Origin of the sequence: Planktothrix sp. PCC 11201, assembly GCF_900009135.1 — a bacterium.
Taxonomy (GTDB): domain Bacteria; phylum Cyanobacteriota; class Cyanobacteriia; order Cyanobacteriales; family Microcoleaceae; genus Planktothrix.
Genome location: NZ_LT797705.1, coordinates 150,469 through 171,416, shown reverse-complemented (window position 1 = coordinate 171,416; position 20,948 = coordinate 150,469). Strand labels below are relative to the sequence as shown.

Sequence of the window (20,948 nt, the reverse complement as noted above, 5' to 3'; positions counted from 1 at the left end):
GTTCAATGATGAATTCTCTAAAACAGACTTACTGCATCAAATCATCAGGTGTATCAATGCTTTCTTGGTTCAACTTGAGTGGGTACATAGTGATTGGGGCCCCCCATTCCTTATGAGGTTTATGAAATACTGGCTCTAAATTTTCAATTCCAGCAAGAGATAATATCATGTAGCCATAGAATTGGCTTAGAAAAATCATGCTATCTAATGCTTTTTCTTTCTGCTCCTCTGATAAAGCATCACTCTGACTAAAAAGCCAGTCTGGGTGTGCATTACGATCACGTAAATAAGTATGTTCCTGCATCACACGCTTGCGAAATTGCTGCCATCTTTCAGAAGGTAAATATTTTTGGAAAAAGTTCTCTAAGCTTCTACCTACATTCCAAGATTTTGATTCACCTTTCTTCACCTGAAAGGGTTGATTATCAACATTTCTGAGCACTGCTTCAAGGACAGTAGAAAGAAGTAGTTCACGTGTTTGCCAATTCTTCTGTTGAGATGCTTCCGTGACTTGTTTTAGAATATTGATGCAAATCCTTGAATCTTTTGAGTTGCGAGCAAGAAAATCTGTAAGCTTTAAAAAATAGCTTTTACTTGCTTGGATTTCATTTTTCCCATATTGATGATAGTAGAGACGCAAAAGCTCAAGAGATTTTACATCTTGTTGCTTGTTGATCTCACAACGAGTTTTGTTTCTAAAGGTTAACTCTCTATAAAGTAGATTAACTGTTTGGCCAAGAATAATAGATAAAGAAAACTGAACAGCTTCTAACCATTTCCAGCAATATTCCTTCGTGAATGAACTTTCAGGAAATTTCCAGTAGAGTTCAAGATACTTATTGTTATCTATATAACCTATAATTTCTTCTCCATTATCACCTTTATAAAAAATTCCTCTTGAGTCACAACTTGCTGATTTTATGGGATAATCAACGACTTGAACTCCTCCTCTAATAACATCATCAAATAAGTAATCAATGTTTCTGATTTCATAAAGTGAATAGCCTGGGAATCTCAAAAGATGATGACTCCCTTTACTGGAAGTCTGAAAAACTATACTGTTTAAATTGATAGAAAATCTATGTTGAGATAATATATCCTCACGATCAATAAGAGCCACTGCGGGGGAAAATGCCCAATCACAATACCAAGGTTTCATTCGGATTGAGGAAGTATCATTTCTTCTCACAATACCTACTTTACCTAATTCAACTGCCTCAAGCTGAGGCATTTTTTGTCTTTTGAGAGGAGCCTCAATATGAAATCCTGCCTTTGGTTCCCAAGTCATTATTCCACGACCGACATATCGACCTCCCAAATAATCAAACCAAAATTTCTCTAAAACATACTCGGTATGTTTGAAATAATTACTTAGTGTCATCATAGAAAGTTTGTTGGTTTGTTATTGTCAAAGTCTAAGCTGTTGCAATAAGTAGGTTGAGCATTACTCTATAGCTTTAAGATTAATGCCACATTTTCACCCTATTTATCAGTCCGTGTAAACAAATTTGCTTCATTGTTTCCACCTCCAGTCATAAGAAGTAAAACACTTCGTGCAAGTTAAAAAAGCAATTGTGTCATACACAGGAGTTGAACCTGTAGTTGCTTGAACCAAATCAAGTGCCTTTTCCATTCGGCGAGTATGTAGGCTTTTTGGGTTAGGGCACGAAGTGTTCCTTATAAGTAGGTGGGCGAGAAAATCGACAAGTATATAACGAAAAGTTAACTTTGTTGTTGCTCCGAGTGAAATTTCATNTTAAGTAGGTGGGCGAGAAAATCAACAAGTATGTAACGAAAAGTTAACTTGGTTGTTGCTCCGAGTGAAATTTCATCCGTTGTGTGGTGTAGTTTCCTCTTTCTGCCCTAGCTTGAATACCATTAATTACCGCATAAGCTAGGTCTAATTCATCCTCAAATGTTTGTCCTGATAGTTCATCTTTTTTGAGATGTTGCCACTCTAATTCAATCGGATTCATTTCGGAACAATATTTAGGTAAACAGAAAATATACAAACCCATACTTTTCCATTTTTCGACGTACCAACCCTGTGAGTTTAAGCGAATCACTTCGGCTCGGTCTTTGACTTTCTGTGATACATCTGCTGTTCTCAGGTTGAACAGGGTTTTGTCTTGCTCACGAGTTAGAAATACCCTTAAACGAGCACCCATATTTTCATGACCTCGGTAGATTTCTTCTTCCTCTTTATTTATCTTTACATACTTTCGTTTCTTCCTGCCTACCTACTTATGAGCCAAGATTGTTGCACCATGAGCAATTAATCAACTATGTATAGTTCAGGCTATTTGTCAAACGTTTTAAAAAAGATATATTTGAAAAAATTATGGATTAGGGACAACAAGGAAGCTAAGAGATAAAAGTTATTCAGAGGCTGGAATCCATATATATCAAGTGTTGATACCTTAGTTAAAACTTATCTCTATAAAGTTAATTACCAGAATGTTCAAGTTTGGCACATTGGAAGTAAACCCCGAAATAATATGGGGAGTTGGTACACAATTGAAGTTTCTGGAAATTACACAAATAGAGACAGAAGTATGCACCGTTACGCTAAATTTGGTTTAGCAATCTGGGACGGCAAGAGTCGAGGAACTCAACGAAATATTGAACAATTTGGTAAAAGAATTCGAGTTGTTTTTGTTCGGGATTAATCATTAAGTCTCTGGGAAACCAGGAACTTAATGATTAACGGCTACCGCCAAAAATTGGTAGTTGTTTTTGGATTATTAATTATCATTTTTGAAGATAATGGTCAATGGGTTGAGGTTTGTGGTACCCCCTATTTCTGTTTTGATAATTCGCCAGATTATGATGATCTTTGGGATGAATTAGATGAATTATTAGACCAACCCAATACTAATCCTCAATCTAAATCTCAAACTGAAATTGATTACGATGAATTTTAACTAAATTAAACCCTAGAGAAATCTGGGGTTTTTTATTTTACTTTTAAAGACTTAGGAGTAAGACGCTATCGCGATATAGCGCGTGCTTGCGTAAGTCCCGTGGAAGATGCCCTCAAAGATGTTCAGGAATAATCTAGTCCCTCATCGGGACTCAACAAACCCTCAATTGTCCTGAGAATATCCTCCAGAATAGGCTGAGTTTGCAGTTCCTCGGCCACCCATTGCAATGCCTGGGGAATCTTTAACAGCTTCCTGAGTCGAGGTTTCCAATCGGCACGAGTCAACAGATTCCAGAACTGTGTCCAAAACCGTTTCAGCAATTCCGGTTCTCCGGCGGGTTTCTGCTCAGGAACATCACTCACAACAGCTTCTATATTATTTATTATTGACTGCGGTGTTCCCTCCTGTGAACAGGAGAGTTGCCAATCTCGTTCTAACCAATGGTCAAAAATAGAGTAACGCCAGGTGGGACAATCAAAGGCATAAACTCGTTGCCTTGTGCCGTCGGGTAACTTAATCTGCCGTATACACTTGAGGGGTAGACCGATTTTATTCCTCAACACATCCTGCACAATCCGAATCGGCGAGGCTTTGGTATCGGGACTAATCCCCAGATAATCCCCCACATCTCGACTAAAGCCAATCACCTTATCCGCAAACTCCAGAATTTCCTCAGACTCCGAAGTAAACTCTCTATCTAGCTCAAGTAAAGTATCAACTCCTAATAGTTTCAACACATGAACTTGTGCTGATAATAATTTAATATCCTGCAAACAAGCTTTTCCTTCCCCTAGTTCTAATTGTCTTTCTAAATAACGTTTATCCCGTTGATGAACCAGTTCAGGATGTAGTAAATAATAATGTAACCGCAGCTTAGGATAATCCCCCGCCATATCCCTCAACACCAATTCCGGCGAAACTTCTACCCCATAACGATAAGAAATCTCATAATGACGTTCTTGGGCTAAATCCTCTTTAGTTTTCTGGCGCTTGGTTTTAAGTTCTTCGTATTTTTCCCGACAAAGTAAGGATTGAATAGCAATAAACAAAGCATAATTATATTGATTAATATTCCGAGTTTTCGTCGCTTTCTCTAAGTGATTTTTGGCAGTTTGTTCTAAATGATGGAGTTTTTGAACCGTTCCTTTTAATTGTTCAGTGAACTCGGGAACTTGAGCTAAAGGATCTAAAACTTCACCTAATAAACGCTCACATTCTAAAGCTGTTTTCTCAACTTCTGAGACTTCAATCAAATGTCCTTCCGCTTGTAATTCTCTGACTAAAGTTTTCCTAAACTGCCATTGACCTGCATTAACTCGGGCAGCAAATTTAGCCCAAATCTGAGTATGTTTCGGAGTCAGTTGCTCATCAAAGTCTATAGATAACTCTAAATCAATTTCTTGTAGAATCTGAAGATTGCGTTTAAAAACCTTATTTTGAGTTGCCAATAAGGGTTTCCAATAACTACAGCGATTGCCAATGTGACCACAACCATAGTTCGCCGCCCAAACATGACAAGGAACATTCAAATCTCGAACCCGGGCTAAAAACTGACAAGCATCTTTAACATTAATTGCCCCTTGGAAAATCCCATATACCGCTTGAAAATGATTGTAGAGATCAATACTAACTCCTGTACCAATCGTGGGAGAAGTAATAATAATATCATAATCTTTAATATGGTTATTGATATCTTCCATACAGCCAAAAGCCGCATGGGTTTCATCAGCCACGGTTTCTGAATCAATTCGCAAAATCTTCAACTCAGGAAAAGATTCTTGTAGTTGACTTTCCAAATTAATACAAGAAAACTTCCCTTTAACTTTCTGACTATCCAAAACCATTAGAATCGGAGCTTTCCCCACAGATTCATAGAGTTGAGTTATCAGATGGGACGGATTTGATTGATTATAAACAATAATTTTTCGTTGTTGATTATGCTTATATTCGTTGATATAAACTTGGGGATTAACTTTAAATCCAGCACAATCGATTAAATAATCAATTGCATAATCAGATAAATCGGCATCTTGAGCAATAACTAAACCATCAGAACCCAAAACCGTTTGCATTAACTCGGTAAACATTCGACACAAAATGGCTCGTTTTTCTATGCAGGTTGAACTATTGAGTAAATGCCAAATAATTTGTTCAACTTCATCTAAAATAATAACCGCATCTGACCATTCCGACGGATTAAACTTAGCTTGACTTAGAGGATGTAAACTATCAATACATAAGCCAAAACCAAAGATAGAATCCTCTGGATTTTCCTTCTGGTCTTCCACCCAAACTAACCCTAATCTCTTACAAATCGAGCGCCCTAATTGAATCCGATGGCTAATTACTAGAACTTTCCGACCAATGCCCATTGATTCTTGAATTAACGGGATTAAATTCTCGGTTTTCCCTGTGCCTTTTCCTGATTTAATACAAACTAATCCCTGTTCAGGAAAGTTTAACTTGAGGTAACGACTATTAAGTTTAGTTACAGGATAAGTAATAGAATATTCTTTACAATAAATCCAATATTCTAAATCCGTTGCTTGAGCAAATAATTCATCAAATTGACCTTCACCATGATGGACAATAAAATCATCCACACCTTTATCGGGGCCAGGTAAAGTAATTACCCAAGTGGGACAGTTCAAGGATTTCAAACATTGACCCAGTTTGGAGATTTCTCGATTAACTGCAATTCGGGTAGTCCGTTTCTGGTCATGGTCGAAGCAAATATAAATCCGTCGGCCATCCGTTGCAAACCGTTCTAGTTCAGGGAGTAGGAAACTCCGCAGTTTCAAACCATTGCTATCTCGTTCAACTCGTACCCCCCCGGTGATACCAGGTAAACCAATGGCCACATAACCCGCCGTTAATAAAGCACCAGCTTTTTTAGCCCCTTCACAAATCGTAATGGGAATATTATTCTCTAGTACCCAGTCCCAAAACCCGATATCTTCCTCAGACAGTAAGGAATCTAATAAACTATCGTATCCGTTGAGTAAATGCGCCGGGGAAAGAGTAAAGGGAAGTTGCCAATGATGTTGTAGTCGTTGTGAATATTCGGTGGCCAAGCCATGTTTGAGAGCAATTTTCAGACCAATACGCCAAGATACCGAAAGTTGAAAGATGCTGGTGGCGATTTTCGGGGGATGCTCATATTTAATGAGTTTGGTTTTCCCCGTGTTCTGGTCATTGACCCGTCGAGGTTGGTCAGGTTTAAAACAGCCCCATTGTCCTAGACCCTGACAAAACCAGCCCCCAAATTCCAAGTGTTGATAGGTGGTTAGGAGGGGAGAACTAAGTCTTCCGGTGTTGAGTCGCTTGAGTTGTGGCGAATAAAGGAGGTAGTCGGCGGGTTGATATCCTTCTAAACTAACAACGTTCAGACCAATGAGATCTTGATGGACTCCAGAGCCTTGCCATTCGGTGAAATGGGATTCCTTGAGAAAATCTGGAGGAAATTTTAAAGAAACACTTGCACAGCACCCTGATTGTGCTATTATATTCATAAGTTTATGAAAGGGTTTTTACAGAACCCTAGTTGAATGGACATTAATCACCCGCAGAAGCCTCGGAAACTTTACTGTGGGTGATTTAAATTTAAGCCTAAATGGTTTAAAAAGCAATTAATCTCGGTAATATTTAACAAATCTCTACGAGTCAGAAACTCAATCTCGCTGCGTGATAAAGGCTTGGATGTAAAGCCCAAAGCATTAGCCCATCAGGATTTAATTAAATTTTCAGTGAAATTCTCCCCATCAGTATCTAATTCGGCTTGGACATTTTCTTTCCGAATCTGAATTTCACGTTCATCGTTCTCGGAGCGATGGCCTTCGGCGCTGCAAGTGCCATCGCATCCCCAGGATCTGAGAGACTTCTTCTGACTGAGGATAGCCATTTGTTCAGCAATCTGTTTAGCTCGATTACACTGAGTTTTCAACGTCAGGTTATAATCCTCCACACTAAAATCATGAATAAAGACAATTATTTTCTTTAGGAAATTAAAATTTTGTGAGTTTTACAAGTAAATTAGCTAATGCTGTGATCATGGGGCGGTTTGAAAAATCTTCTCCTCTTTTTAAATAATGTATAGAACCCTTTAGAAAAGGAAAATCAAAAGCGGTTTCGGGAATAAACCCAACCCAATCTTTTTGAAATGTGATCTCATCCCTTGTCCCCTGATAGTCACTGTAAATTTCAGCAATGACTTTCAACCCTAAATTTTGACAAAATTTCGTCCATTCTGGAATTTGAGTGGGATTTCCAGCTAAAATCACAGCGTGGGTTGCTTCTGCCATAATTGTTTGATTCTGATCTGACATTTTCCCCCCAACATCAATAATATTAATCAGTTGATTCGCACTGCGTACCCATTGAGCAGCGGCTTGGGCAAACTCTGGTGTAATATCCCCTTTATTTGCGGGTTTAATATTTTCAGCTAAGGATTGATTACTAGCATAGGTTTTTTGATACCAAGCACCTTCTCCATCCTGACAGGCGGTAATAATATAGGGATAGGGAGCACCAAGAATTCCTAAAATTGCGGTTTTTAAACCTTCTCTTAAACAGGATTTTCCTGAACGGGGAGGGCCACATAAAACTACTTTAATTTTTGATAATTCAATCTGGGACTCTTGGCTACAAATTAAATCCCCTATTTGATAGTTTGAAGAACCGTGAGTCATCGTAACAATATAGGTTTTACATCCTTTGGAGCCGATTTTGGGATCTAAAACAGCGATCGCTTCATATAAATGAGCTAAACGATGGGCAATAACGTAAGCAACGGGGACAGATTGAGGGCCATCAATTTTCAGAACCCCACTACCGCCAGATATTTCCCCGGATGCAATCATTTGTTCTAACTGTTCAAACGCATCGCGGACAATTTGATCTCCTTGGGCGGGTTGAATGCGGTTAAATCCAACTTTTAAAATATCCCCTTCGAGTCTGAGTTGATAGGTATACATGGTTAGTGTTGCTGATTGATCAATGATTCTACTCTGACATTAGGCTAGAAAACCCCCTTTCCAGGGTTTGATAGTTTAGTATTGGTCTTTGGAGTAAGAATTGATGTTAAGGTTCATTCACGGAAATCAGGGTATTACGCAATTGGATAGAATATTTGACTTTTCTCCCAGTGTGGAATTGTTGCAGGTTCTCGCACGGGGTTCTCTTAAACAAAATTTAGCAAAGGCGGTGCGGTTATGGGTGATATTGCGATCGCTGTATGGAGACACGACCGATCCGATTTATGCAGAATTAGAGGAATGCTTTATCTATAATGATTGGCGGAAACAGTTTTTCACCGAAACCCATCAATATCATAACAATGATAAAATTTCCCCACTTCATGATGTTAATTGTCCCTGTAGTCAAACTTTATCAGATTGGTTATTTGATCCTGAAACTGGGGTAAATCAACAACAGTGGCAAGATTCTTTTCTTAATTTCTATTTGATGTCCGATCTGGAGTTAAAACATTTATTAGGTTTTGGAATTATTGATCCGCCTAAATATCAGATAAATGGATCAGAAATTCGGTTATTTGCCGGGACTCGAAGAAATCTTCAATATGATTTTAAAGCTTTAGTAGAAATGGGATGGTTAGAAGGGCAAAACGACACAGAACCTGGAAAAAATAGAGGGAAAACATTTTATAAAAAGGTTAAAAAATTTCCTGATTTGGGTACTTTTTCTGAACGGGTTGATTTTCCGTTGGAAATGGGAGGAGTTAGAAATGTTATTCAAAATGATTTAGTCGATTTTCTGGATGATTTTGCTGAGACTATTAATGGAGAACAGCGTTTTTTTGTGGATCTTGAATATGTTGTGCATCGCCAGTTAGCACCCCAAATTAATCATCTGCGACAACAACTCAAAGAAATTTGGCAACAGGTTCCTATTCCTCCCATTCAAGTGAGTTATGTTAGTGCGCGAAATTATCAAAATTATCAAGATGACGGGGAAATCTATATTATCTATCCGGTTTGTATTTACTATTCTTATCGCGCTCCCTATTTATTGGGTTTTGGTCAAACTCCTAGAGATGAAACAAAAATTGATTGGTATGATTATCGTTTAGATCGGATTAAGGATTTACAAGTATTAACTTGGCAACAGGTGAATTTGCCAAATTTTAATCGAGAGATTTGCCAATCTAAAACCCCTAAAACTATAGAAGATTTAAGAAGTCAAGCCTGGGGATTTGATTTCTATAAACCGGATGATTTATTATTAGTTCGTTTTGATCGTTATTTTCATAACCGTTATATTGAAGGAACAGAACGAGATGAACTATTTAAGAAAATTCCCTATAAATATGCCCAGGGTTTAATTTCTCAGTCTCATCTCAATGATTCAGAAAAACAACGGTTAATTATGGTTTTAAATTCTCGTTCTCCCGATGATGTTTATTGCCGAGTTAACTATCGGGTTGATGATTATAATGTGATTATGCGGTTAAGGGCTTGGGGGCCGAAAGTTGAGGTATTGTTACCTTGGAATTTAAGAAAAACAATGGCTGAGGATATTCAAAAGTTAGGGAGTTTTTATAAAGATTAAGCGATGATTTATTTTAGGTTTTAATGAAAACCACCTACACAAACAGAGTTTTGAGTGTAGGTGGTTTTCTAGTAGCTATTGCTGGTTTCCAACTAATCTGAATTAAACCCTTCGGAATAGGTTTAACTTTGAGATGATGGCGTTTGCAATGGGGAAACAGTTTCCAACTAATCCGAATTAAACCCTTCGGAAAGGCTTTTACAGGTTGGGGGACGGTGTACAAAGCACTCGAGTTTCCAACTAATCCGAATTAAACCCTTCGGAAGGGCAGAAAAGGCGCGACGCTTCTATGTTCGCTCATGGCAGTTTCCAACTAATCCGAATTAAACCCTTCGGAAAGGTCAGATTTTTCTCTCCGTGGGGATATCCTAACTGATCCGGGTGAGTTTCCAACTAATCCGAATTAAACCCTTCGGAAGGGAATGTTCATGAACCTTGACGCGGGTTATATGAACGTCAAGTTTCCAACTAATCCGAATTAAACCCTTCGGAAGGGAAAATATGCTTCCTGACTACGAGCAGAAGCCTGTTGGTTTCCAACTAATCCGAATTAAACCCTTCGGAAGGGGAAGGTGTTGAGTGTTTATAGGTTTGATATTTGTCAGTTTCCAACTAATCCGAATTAAACCCTTCGGAAAGGCCACCCCTGTGGTCGAACCCCAGCAATGGGTACCAGAAGTTTCCAACTAATCCGAATTAAACCCTTCGGAAAGGACTAGCGTAGCAGGTCCAGACATTACTGGTAGCGGTTTCCAACTAATCCGAATTAAACCCTTCGGAAAGGTTGACTCCTTTTTACCCGCATTGTAAATTAAGTTACGTTTCCAACTAATCCGAATTAAACCCTTCGGAAAGGAGTTCGCCGCAGAGGGTAGACCCAGAGGGAGCTACAGCCTTCAAATCGACGCCCCCCCTGAATATACCATAGATCATCACTCAAAAACAGCAAATTCATAGCCCTCAAACGCCCTCTGCGTAAAGCTTCGACGCACCTCAACGAAAACATAGGGGTTTCAGGAGTTGGGCGAGGTGCGTCGATAGGGATGTAAACCAACCTTTCTCAAATGGCTGAAAATCCATACTGACAAAGCTTCTAAGGATTTCTTATTCAAGACAATTAATTGAGATCAACTTCTGTCCCCCAAGTCAATTGAAACCCTTGGTTCTTTAATTTTCCCACAAATAAAGGAAACTGATTTTCCTTCTGACCCTGTGAATTTTCTCGACACCATTTGTCCGACCAAGGATAATCCCTAGGAATAAAACCTCCTCCCCCATGAAAAATCGTGATAATTTCCAAATATTCAGAAGAATTAATCGGTAACATTCGATGCCAAACACAACTAAAAGAAGTTGGACGTTCATCTCTAGGTTTTCTCCCCCCAATAGCCGGAGTGGTTTTAAACTTGGGATCATGAAATAAAGTAATAGCTTCAGACTGAGAAACTACTTGACTGTAAACCGATAACCGTTGAGGATGCCATGCTTCTTTCCAGGGCATATAAGGAGTATTATAATTGAGATTTATTTTTAAATAATTGCACACTTCCTCCCGAACAGAATTTAAAAAATCTTGCAAATCTGCCTCAGTTTGAATCTTAGGAAAATCGAAACTACTATCCAAAAGTTGCCAATGACAACCAATTCCACGAGCTTGATAATTAGGATAAAATTTTTCATGCCAAACCCGTCGCCAAGATTTCCCTAACCCTGCCATAACTACGGTAAATTTTAATAAGGTTCTCAAAATGTTTAGATGTTGAGAAGGAGCATCCAGATAAAGCGTTCCCTCTATTTCATAACTAGGAGTTTGTTCAAAACCATAATTAAAAGGTTTAGGAAAACCTGGTTTTGTTTCCCAATAAAGTTGTAAAATTCCAGGTTCTGTCGTATGCCCAAATAATTTGTCAATTGTGTTGTTAATTAAGTGTTGCTCTCCAATAACTCCCGCTAATAAACGGGTGAGATGACCTCTAAGAGTGGCTTTAAATAAATTCGGTCGAAACTCCGGTTCATCACTGCGAAGCAAGGAACTCACCCCTCGACCCGACAAATCAAGGGATAGGGAATATTGATCTTGAGGAATCACATATAAACCATAGCCCGTGCTGGTTTTACCTCCTAATCCTAGGCGTAAAGCTCGTTTTAATAACCCGCCAATGGTTTTCCACTGTTCGCCGGATAAAACCTCAGTGCTACTTAACTCAAAGATGAAGGTCGGTTGATAAAAGCTAATAGCTGCGATCGCTTTTGGAGAGCCTTGTTCTTGCACTTGTCGAGGCTGTTGGGGATGAACCACATCAACCATGCGATAGCGAGTTTCCAGGGATTTATTTTTTAATTCAACCGTTGTTGTTCCCGCCCAGTCCCCCACCGGATAAGCTCCGTGAAACCGCAATATTCCTGGTTCTTCAGGGGTTCCACAATAGTCCTTAACTTGATTTTTGAGAGCGTCACTAACTTGAGGATGATAACAGAGTCGCTGAAACAAACCCTTAATACTACTCCCAGGAATAAAGGGAATTCCATTCACTCCAATAGTCGGGCGTAAAATACTATCCTGACCACAGTTAGTTAAGACACGAAAGGGAAAGGTTATTTTAAGACGATAAATAGATTCATCACGTCCTAAAGACGGTTCTAAGTTTTGATAAAAGGGTTTTTGCTCATCTTCATTATTAGGATAAACCCATTCTTTTGTCCATCTTTTGAGATCATGATTATTCTTGCCATATTGTAGGCTACAACGTCCCTGAATTTGAGCGCGATACATCATCGGAACCTGTTCAGGCTCGGGCGGTTGCCAGTCTGCTTCGTCTTCTGTTGGGGGTGTCGTTGGTTTAATTCCTGCTCTTTGAAATGCTTTTGCAAAACTCATAATTTTCCTGTTTTTACCTAATTTCTAATTAACAAACTATCAATAAACTGCCATCATATTTAGTATTGATGGGCGAAGCAAATCTTACAGTTTATAGCGCTGTGTCCACCAAACTAACGCTTCACAAAATTGGGTTAAAACCATTAACGCAATGCGTTGTTTTGGAAGTTCTATTTTCCAAATTTTCTTTGCCATTGCTGTAATTTTATCGGTTTCATCCTGTTCCTTTGCCTGTTTTTCATCACGAGTTCGAGCAGGAAGATGAGAAGTTACATCATCATTGGGTAAAGTAATCCCTCCTTCTCCTTCATTCAAAATATCAGCCAATTTCAAAATATCAGCCAATTTATCCCATACATCTTTCCAATATTGGGCTTTATCTTTATTTTCCCGTTTCAGGCGTAAATGTTCTCCCCAAAACCGTTCTAAACCATAGGCAACCGCCATCCGCATTTTATGAGACTCATTGAGAACTTTATCTTCATGGCGATGCTTTAAGACTAACTCTTGAGCATATTGATCAAGTTTATAGGGTTGAAAATGATAATTTTCGTCTTGAGTTTTATCTTGAACTTCTTCAGATTTATCTTGAACCATGACATTAACTCCTCAATAATTTAAAACAGAATATCTTGATTTTAACTGACTCACACCGGATAGAGATTTAGAAAAACTTGAGTTCTGCCAAACCCAATAGATTCTAATCCGCCAAAATAAAGCTCTTTACCTTTATCGGTAAATTTAGCATTTGTCAAAAATTCTTGCCATTCCACCGCTTTCCCCTCATATTCCTTCCGAAAAGCAATAGGAAACGCTAAAATAGATCCTTCGGGTAATGCTTCCACATCAAAAAAAGCACCTTTTTTAGCTTTCTTTTTATCTGGTTCTAAAGCAACTCGACTTTGACGATAAAGAGCCATATCATGAATCATACTCATATCTTTATCATCGACTACTAAAACTAAATCTTTTTCTGATAACTTCACCCCTTTAGGAAGATAATTTTTTAAAGCCTCATCCTTTGTTTTTAAGCGAATAAAGCCTAAATTGAAAAACAGTGTGGGACTCGAAGTTTCCCCAGAATAAGTATAAGGTTTAATTTCATGTCCTGCCAAACCCACAATTTTTTGATACCGTTTTAATAGCATCGGGCAAGATACCCAAACAATCGGTTGATTAGGACAATAAACCGGAATCCAAACTAAAGACGCATATTCAAATTTTATCATCCCTTCTGTAGTTAAATCTTGGGAATTATTGCCTGTTTTTTCAGAAGCGATCGCTTCTCGTCCATACCAATAATTAATATCTCCCTTCTTATAACGCATATCGGCTCGAAATCGTCCTCGTAGCGAACTCCCTGGAATAATCCCCGTTTGACTAAATTGATCTCGGAAAATTAAGTTTAAATTTCCCGCTTCTTCCCCTGAACTTGCACCCACATGAAGGGGGGCTAAAGTTTCAATAATTCCGTAAGCTTGGTTATACATGAATTGCTCCTCTAGTTGTTGATAAATTTGTCTAAAATTAGATGGATTTTGACTCAATCCTTCCTTTATTAAGGAAAATAAAAGATAGGAATCAGTTAGGGATTTTATCCATCTTTACCCAAAGGTAAAGCTAAACCACACCCCCAACGTTTGAGGGATGGCCCCTCTTTAGGAAACCAAGATTCATCCCAATCTTGCCAAGGTTTGTTTAAGGGTTCCTTCAACACATAAACTGTTCCTGGGGGGACAGCATAACGCCCCCTGGATAACAGTTTGGCTTGATGTTTTTCCCCATTTTGATGATTTCCTAATCGGTAACGAAATTGCTGAGGGCGACTCGTATATAAGGTTTCTACTGACCACACAAATTGATTGTTAGCATCTGGATCATCCTGTTCAGATTTTTGGCGATCGCCTTTCCTTAAAGCAATGGGTTCTCGATAAGAAAGACGATTTGATCCCCAAACAGCAGGAGTAATTAAAGCGAACTGGTTTCCCAAAGGTTGATTGAATAAGTCTTGATAATCTGGGTTCAATTTAATCGATTTAATTTCAACTAAATGACCTTCTCCTCCAAAACGATACCAACCCGATTCTAGTTCATGATTAGACAGATAAACTAAACAAGTGTCGGGTTCCATTTGTACGGCATTTTCTAGGAATAAACTCCCCTGTTTATTTTCATCATCAGAACGTTCAGGAATAGCAACTCGACGTTGATCTGTTTCAAGTCTAGGATGTAGATGAGGGCAATATTTCCAGGTACTTTTAACAATTTCCTGGGGATTATTCCAAGTGGTAATATCAATCCAAGTTCCAGACTGAAATTTATCGTTAGGTGATTTGCCATCTTCATTAAACCACCCTTTTTCTAAAGCATCCCAACTTAATCGATGCTGAATTTTGTCATCTTTTACGAGGTAAGTTAAAGGGGTGGGAACATAAAAGTTTTGTTGAGGAGAGTTAAGGCAGTTTGTCTTTCCCCAAAAAGGCCCTGCAACATAGAGTTTTTCAATTTCCTGACTGTAAGTTGCAGCAAAAATTCCCGACAGGGTTGCCGCACTGGGGGGAAAGTTTGTTCCTGAACGTCCAACTAGATTTTCTGGGGATAAAAAACGCCCGGCACTTCCATACAGAAGTCCCAATGGTTCAATAACAATCAAATATTGAAATAAACCCTGATTTTGTTCAGTCATAGTTAAGAGTCTCCTGTTAAATAAAATCCAACTTTTGCTAAGTTAATAACCCACTTGTTTAAACTTTCATTAACTTTTTTATCAGTGTCAAACTCTTTTGGATCACCAAGAATTCCAGTAAACGTTTGTAACTCATATTCATCGTATTGATTCCAGCGATAGTCAGGATGACTTAAAATATCTTTCCACTCTTTCCCAAAATAAATCTCAATTAATGCTAAGGCAATATCATTCTGTTCATCCTTAAACGCATGACGAGATTTTAAAGTAGCTACGTCTTGATAGAAATGTGTCCAATTTTTTTCACCTGAACGATCTTGATAGCTTTCGATTAAACTATGCTGGGGTTTAAGTAAAATTTTGTCATTCTTTAATAATTCTTTTTGATCTAATAACCACCAAGGACAAACCCATTCTAAGTGATTTCCACTGTTAAAGAGAATCCGAAAAGCAATGCGATCGCGTCCTGACTTTTTAGCAGCTTTTTCTGCGTCTCGACAATGTTGTAAAATATCCCGTTGGGGAACTTGGGAACCTGCCCAAACAAAGCCGACACTAGAGGTGATTTTCTTCGGTTCAGGGTGTTGCCAAATATTAGATTTAAAACTCGACATCAGTTGTAAACACTCTTGCGGTTTTATTTGGCGATCGCCCTTATACAAAACCCCAAAGAAATCATCTCCCCCAGCATAAATAATTCGCCCTTTATCTTGTAAATATTGATCTTGATTTTTCTCTAGTTCTTGTCCCCACTTCCGCATTTCTAAACTAAAATCATTAGTTCCATTTTCTTCATCTTCAATAGATTTTCCATCTTCTCCTAATTCTCTTGCTTTTTCACCTAACATTTTAAAATACTTACCCGCTTGATCTCCATCTCCTAAAAACCAACCTGTCCAATATTTTTCTTCTTGAGGGTTTTTATCGGTTTTCAGACGGTTTAAATCTTTAAAAGACTCAGGATTTAGTTTTTTACCAATTTCTCTTAGTGAACCATCTTGATCGGGCAGATCTAAACTTTCTAGTTCTTTAACTAATTTGTCAACAATTACCCGATGGGTAATTAATCGTTTAATCAGTTCAGGGATGCTGAGTTCTTCTCTCATATCGATAAAAGCAGCACCATATTCTTGACTGCGCTCTTGAAGATAGATTTTAGGAACATATAAGTCAGGGGTTGATTTGATAAACGATTCTCCTAATTTATATTGGAGTTTTTGATAAAAATCTCTAACTTTTTCTTTAACAGCTTTATAATCATAGCTACGAGGATCAGTTTTATTTCCTAATTCTGGATAAGCGATCGCATCTCCACCGGAAAGGGTAGAACTTTCCCCTTGCCAATTAATGCCGATCCAGTCACGAGAATGTTTAACTTGATTCAACCGTTCACGGACTTCGGTAATAGTTTCTCCAGCTTTTCCTAACGCTGCAAAAAATTCCCAAGCGTGTTTTTCCCACAGTTGCCAATGTCGTTGCCAAGTATAGCTAAATTCTGGTAATTGTTCTTGAATCCAAATTCGGCAAGTCTCCGCCAGAAGTTTCCAAACTCGGTTAAATTGTTTTTTGATTTCATCAAGATCAGGTTGAGTGATTTCACCTGTAATGATAATTTGATTTGGCATTCCTTGAACAACATTAATTGTAGCCGGAGAAACTACTTTAAAATTTCGCTTTTTAGCCTCTTGACAAATTACCCAAGACAACAACGAAAGAATATAAGAACTGCCATATAAATCTCGCAGTTTCCGAGAATTTTCAATAAATCCTTGTACAGGTGCAAAGGTAATTACAGCGTAGCAAACTTGATTCATAGGGAATAGGGGATAGGGAATTACGAATTACGAATTGGGAATTGGGAATTGGGAATTGGGAATTGGGAATTGGGAATTGGGAATTGGGAATTGGGAATTGGGAATTGGGGTAATACTTCTGTTTTAGTCCATGTCATTCATTCTGATTAAATCTTGATAAGTTCCGGTTTTTCCATCATAGTTAGTTAACACAATATTCCAAAAATTTTGAGTTGTCATTCCGACTGCGATCGCTAAAGTAACAGGCATAGAATAAACTAATCTAATTTCTTGATAATCCTGTTGTGCGTCATTTAAAACCTGAAAAATTTCTCGACAATATTGTGTCCAGTCTTCTTGATAATCAATAGTGTTACTGGTTTGATTATCTAAAGTAATTAAATCTCCATAACCTTGAATACTGGGATCATTCAGTTTAATTTTATGAGAGGCAGTATCAATCGCTATGGTAACTTTAGGTTGAGGCGGATTACTGCATAAATAATTGACTTCTAGCTTTTCAAACCCTTGAATATTTTCTTTTAATGTTCGATCTCTGACCTCCATCACTGCTTGATAACTATTATTACTTTGATCCCGTTGAAACAAAATCATTCCCTCTCTAGACAACATTGATCCAATCAAAAAAGAAACACTAATCGGGCCAATATAAGCTAAATAAAGAATGGAATTTTGGGGAGTTCTTCGTTTTACCTGTTCTAAATCATGGCGGACTATCTTTAAAAAAAGTTTTAGCCTTTTTTGATCAAAAATATCTCCATCATATTTAAAAACTAAATCTTCATTGAGAATTCCCAAATATTTTTTAATTTTTTCCTGATACTTGCGATATCGACGATCTTTTTCAATAACGGTAAATAACGAGTTAAGGGCATCTAAACTATTAGCTTGATTAGCAATATTAATGACAATGGGAATGGGTAAAGCATCTTGGGTATAGATTTTATATTTATTCGCTTCGATGAATAACCCTGGTATAAAGATGATCAAGGCTATTATAAAAATAATCCAAACCCCAGAGGGATTATAAGCAGCAAACCACAGAGAGGCAATCGTCCCAAAAGAACCTGCAAAAGCCGTATAGGGATTTTCGATAATTACTTCTCTAGGGTTAGAAAAAGCAATTGTTACCAAATCTTTAACGTCTTGTATCAGGGTCAGTGAATGCCCTATTTTTAGGCGAGTCGGTTTAAACATGGGTTGAACTTCTCCTCTTGATTTGCCTCTATCTTCGCATGACTGTGGAAATGGGGTCTTCCAACATTTTTCCTACCTACTCTCTTGTTAGAATCTCACCAATCAAAGGAATAGGCGGTTTAAACGGATCTTGCCTTATAACTGGCTGGCAAGCTCTTGTTTCTAATAATGTAGTTAAATAACCATTAACGTTGCTAATTTTGGCTTTTTTTCAGGATTAGGAGACAAAACTTCACACTAATCTCTGACAAAATGCAGGGCCTAATCTTTTGAACCACAGAAATAACAATCTGAGTTCACTAAATAACTTGTATCCGTTTTGTGCCATTTGCACTCAGGGAACTCGTAAATCCAGTCCAAGCCGGAGTCTATCTTCAAAAATCCGCCGACAATTCCCTGAATCACACCAACACCCGTACTGGCGCACAAACTATTCAACCAAAAGACAGCCGGGTCATTCACTCCCGCAATATACCCCCTTTGTTGAGCTAAATGCCCAATTTCAGGTGCAGCAGACTCTAAAGCAGCTTGTTGTAAATTAATCATGTTGCCACACATCAAACACCAACTGCCCCCTAAAGGCGGTACTGTCATACGGCAATACATTCGCGGCATACCATTGGGTTTCATGTCAATATGAGTGCCAAGACAAACCAAAGGACGCCTGAATTTAATCGCCAATTCTTGAGCAATTTGTCGAGAATAGTGATTATCCGTTGCAACAACAATTAAATCGGAAGTGGCAATCTCAGGTTGAATCAATTGATTTTCAATAACGCTAGGAATAGCTTTAACTTGACCGTCATTTCGATAAACTTTTTTAATCAAATGCTTAACATATTCCACCTTAAGCATTTGCTCGTCTACCATCTCCCAAGTCGCCCCCGGCATTCGATTCAGGTTAACATCTTCTAAACGATCTGGATCGATTAAAATCCAATTTTTGACTCCTAAACGACTTAAGATTTCGGCAAAAATTGCTCCAATTCCACCGCAACCAATTAATGTAACGGTGAGTTGGTTGAGTTGCTTTTGAAAGGTTTCGCCAAACACTTGCTGACGAGTAAACATCGGTTTTGTTTTGTCGAACAAGGTGATTGAGTTTTCAAACCAAGAAGAAGAAAAATCAACGGGACTAGAAGAACGACCTTGTTTGTCCCAAATTCTGAATTTAAAATTTTGAAAGGATTGATCAAAAACCCCCGAAATTAAACGAGGTTTTGTTTTAAAATTTGTCGTCAAGAATCGAGCATATTCAGATTCATGATGATCATCAATAGAGGAGAAAAAGGGAATTTCTTGGCCGGGATGGGTATGGATATGAACAATATCTAACTTCTCTTGGTGAATATAGGTTTGGAGGAGATGGAGATGAAATTGTTGCTTGAGTACCAGTCCAGTCACGGATTGATATTCATAACAATCAGCCGTAGGAACAATCCAAACTTTCGGCTCATATCTAATTTGATGGGAAGAAACTTCATGGCGTTTACAGAATAAAAATCCGATTACTTCTTCATTATTTTGACGAGATTCTAGTAACGCTTGTTGAAACTGACTCCAGATTGCAGGAGGAATATGGAGGAATATTTTTTGAGGTTTTAGGAAATGATTAAGCATAGTTTAGACTAAGATGAAGTGTTCGGGTAGGGTGTGATTAATTTAATTCAATTCAAAGTCTTGAATTAATCGGTATTAATGGCGTGACGGGCAGTAATAAATAAAGTAGCGAGATTATGTCCATTTTCGGCATGGATATTAGGTCGCCAAGCATTTAACCATCGGTTTTGATTAAAGCCACCTCCGAGTCCCACACAATACCAATACCAACCATTTTCCCCTAGAAAAGGAGCACCATAATAACTCTGTTGAGTAAAGTGATGATCTCCCTGTCCAACGGTATTCCAAGGATAATTGAGATAACAACCAATGGGGGGAAGACGGGGATAGTCCGGGGGTAATAAAAACAATAAATCCGTATGACTGACTGCAAATTTTCGAGAAGATAAGGGCATTCCTTTAATCAGAATAGCGGTGTATTGAATGCCGTCAATATGTTTACACCCGACAATAATATTCTGAGCGACTGTTTCTAAAATTTTCAGTTCAGCAATAATTCGGGGTTGCAGTTGAAATCCTGATGAATTGGGTTTGATTTTTATCGTCATAATTTCCTCTTTAAATAACTTAATTTACCCTTTAACAATTTTAGGAATTGTCCAAACTCTTGAACCCTCTTTCAACGCTTCATTTTCTTGTAAAGGTTTTGTCCCTCCAAATCCTTCTTCCATGACATCATCACTGCCAATTTCAGGGAGTCTGGCTCGTAATTCTTCAACTGTTGCTCCGTTGGGTAAATCCACTAATTTTCCATTAACGATCGCTCTCATGTTTTTCTCCTGTATCTTCAAAAACAATTAACTGAATTGAGAATAATTTTTGATCAACTGATCCTAGAAATTATCGGTGCTGGTTGTTGAGATTTTTTAAAGCAGGTTTGACGATTTCCACCGAATAAAAAGAACAAACTTGCTAAACCAAAACTGGCTACAATTAGGGTGATTATCAATTGACCATAAATATGTTCTAAGTTTTGCATTGATTTAAAAGGGTCAATTTTACTTGCGATTTTTAGGGATTGGATCTGCTCTAATTTTTGAATTGAACATTGGATAGAATTCAGTTGATGTAAGTATTGCTGTTTTTCTTGATAACGATTAATGATCAAATCAACTTCTAATTGGTCAAGCCGTTGATTAAGATGTTCAAACTTTGAGTTAATATGCTTGATACCTTTGGGATCAGGAATAATCAATTTTCCATTAACGGTATCTAAAGGGTTTTCAACCTGACTTGGTAAAAACATGGGTTTCAGCCTCACT

The 20,948-nt window shown here is 38.0% G+C and carries 17 protein-coding genes and 1 CRISPR repeat array; of the genes, 2 read left to right on the top strand and 15 right to left on the bottom strand.

Features of this window, described 5'->3' with window-relative positions; genetic code table 11:
• Positions 1–28: 28 nt before the first annotated feature.
• Together PL11201_RS16890 and PL11201_RS27535 are read right to left on the bottom strand one after the other, a co-directional pair.
• On the bottom strand, positions 29–1,384 hold the full coding sequence (locus tag PL11201_RS16890) for a hypothetical protein (protein WP_079680069.1): 1,356 nt from the start codon (positions 1,382–1,384) through the stop codon (positions 29–31).
• A 415-nt stretch (positions 1,385–1,799) separates the two neighbouring features.
• Positions 1,800–2,168: a transposase gene (locus tag PL11201_RS27535; protein ID WP_144017795.1), complete on the bottom strand. Its 369-nt coding sequence runs from the start codon at positions 2,166–2,168 to the stop codon at positions 1,800–1,802.
• A gap of 531 nt (positions 2,169–2,699) precedes the next feature.
• On the opposite strand from PL11201_RS27535, the gene PL11201_RS16880 reads away from it, so the two are divergent.
• The gene (locus tag PL11201_RS16880; RefSeq protein ID WP_079680068.1) at positions 2,700–2,924 is read left to right on the top strand and encodes a hypothetical protein; all 225 of its coding nucleotides are present in this window, start codon (positions 2,700–2,702) and stop codon (positions 2,922–2,924) included.
• A gap of 122 nt (positions 2,925–3,046) precedes the next feature.
• On the opposite strand, the gene PL11201_RS16875 is transcribed toward PL11201_RS16880, so the two are convergent.
• The 3 genes from PL11201_RS16875 to PL11201_RS27125 form a co-directional block, all read right to left on the bottom strand.
• The gene (locus PL11201_RS16875) at positions 3,047–6,436 is read right to left on the bottom strand and encodes a plasmid replication protein, CyRepA1 family (RefSeq protein WP_079680067.1); all 3,390 of its coding nucleotides are present in this window, start codon (positions 6,434–6,436) and stop codon (positions 3,047–3,049) included.
• Positions 6,437–6,648: 212 nt separating this feature from the next.
• Positions 6,649–6,867: a hypothetical protein gene (locus PL11201_RS16870; protein WP_144017794.1), complete on the bottom strand. Its 219-nt coding sequence runs from the start codon at positions 6,865–6,867 to the stop codon at positions 6,649–6,651.
• A 61-nt stretch (positions 6,868–6,928) separates the two neighbouring features.
• A complete protein-coding gene (locus PL11201_RS27125; protein ID WP_079680065.1) occupies positions 6,929–7,897 on the bottom strand; it encodes a CRISPR-associated protein Csx3 in 969 nt (322 codons plus the stop codon).
• Positions 7,898–8,000: 103 nt separating this feature from the next.
• Between PL11201_RS27125 and PL11201_RS16860 the strand changes: the two genes are divergently transcribed.
• A complete protein-coding gene (locus tag PL11201_RS16860; RefSeq protein WP_079680064.1) occupies positions 8,001–9,491 on the top strand; it encodes a TIGR03985 family CRISPR-associated protein in 1,491 nt (496 codons plus the stop codon).
• An 84-nt stretch (positions 9,492–9,575) separates the two neighbouring features.
• A CRISPR array of direct repeats spans positions 9,576–10,347; the repeat unit is 33 nt; unit sequence GTTTCCAACTAATCCGAATTAAACCCTTCGGAA.
• A 261-nt stretch (positions 10,348–10,608) separates the two neighbouring features.
• Here PL11201_RS16860 and PL11201_RS16855 read toward each other — a convergent pair.
• From PL11201_RS16855 to PL11201_RS16810, 10 genes are all read right to left on the bottom strand, one after another.
• Complete coding sequence (locus PL11201_RS16855; protein ID WP_079680063.1) at positions 10,609–12,369, bottom strand: RAMP superfamily CRISPR-associated protein; 1,761 nt, start codon at positions 12,367–12,369, stop codon at positions 10,609–10,611.
• A gap of 84 nt (positions 12,370–12,453) precedes the next feature.
• Positions 12,454–12,966, bottom strand: coding sequence for a hypothetical protein (locus PL11201_RS16850; protein WP_079680062.1), 513 nt, complete (start codon positions 12,964–12,966; stop codon positions 12,454–12,456).
• 50 nt (positions 12,967–13,016) lie between these two features.
• A complete protein-coding gene (gene cmr4, locus PL11201_RS16845; protein ID WP_079680061.1) occupies positions 13,017–13,859 on the bottom strand; it encodes a type III-B CRISPR module RAMP protein Cmr4 in 843 nt (280 codons plus the stop codon).
• Between the two features lie 104 nt (positions 13,860–13,963).
• A complete protein-coding gene (locus PL11201_RS16840; RefSeq protein ID WP_079680060.1) occupies positions 13,964–15,055 on the bottom strand; it encodes a type III-B CRISPR module-associated Cmr3 family protein in 1,092 nt (363 codons plus the stop codon).
• Between the two features lie 2 nt (positions 15,056–15,057).
• Positions 15,058–16,869, bottom strand: coding sequence for a Cas10/Cmr2 second palm domain-containing protein (locus PL11201_RS16835; RefSeq protein WP_079680059.1), 1,812 nt, complete (start codon positions 16,867–16,869; stop codon positions 15,058–15,060).
• A gap of 123 nt (positions 16,870–16,992) precedes the next feature.
• On the bottom strand, positions 16,993–18,066 hold the full coding sequence (locus tag PL11201_RS26130) for an SAVED domain-containing protein (RefSeq protein ID WP_144017793.1): 1,074 nt from the start codon (positions 18,064–18,066) through the stop codon (positions 16,993–16,995).
• A gap of 261 nt (positions 18,067–18,327) precedes the next feature.
• Entirely contained in the window at positions 18,328–19,686 is a 1,359-nt protein-coding gene (locus PL11201_RS16825; RefSeq protein WP_079680058.1) for a HesA/MoeB/ThiF family protein, read from the bottom strand.
• A 65-nt stretch (positions 19,687–19,751) separates the two neighbouring features.
• Complete coding sequence (locus PL11201_RS16820; protein WP_079680057.1) at positions 19,752–20,234, bottom strand: hypothetical protein; 483 nt, start codon at positions 20,232–20,234, stop codon at positions 19,752–19,754.
• A gap of 24 nt (positions 20,235–20,258) precedes the next feature.
• Positions 20,259–20,456, bottom strand: a complete 198-nt coding sequence (locus PL11201_RS16815; RefSeq protein WP_079680056.1) for a hypothetical protein — start codon at positions 20,454–20,456, stop codon at positions 20,259–20,261.
• 53 nt (positions 20,457–20,509) lie between these two features.
• Complete coding sequence (locus PL11201_RS16810; protein WP_079680055.1) at positions 20,510–20,932, bottom strand: hypothetical protein; 423 nt, start codon at positions 20,930–20,932, stop codon at positions 20,510–20,512.
• Positions 20,933–20,948: the final 16 nt, after the last annotated feature.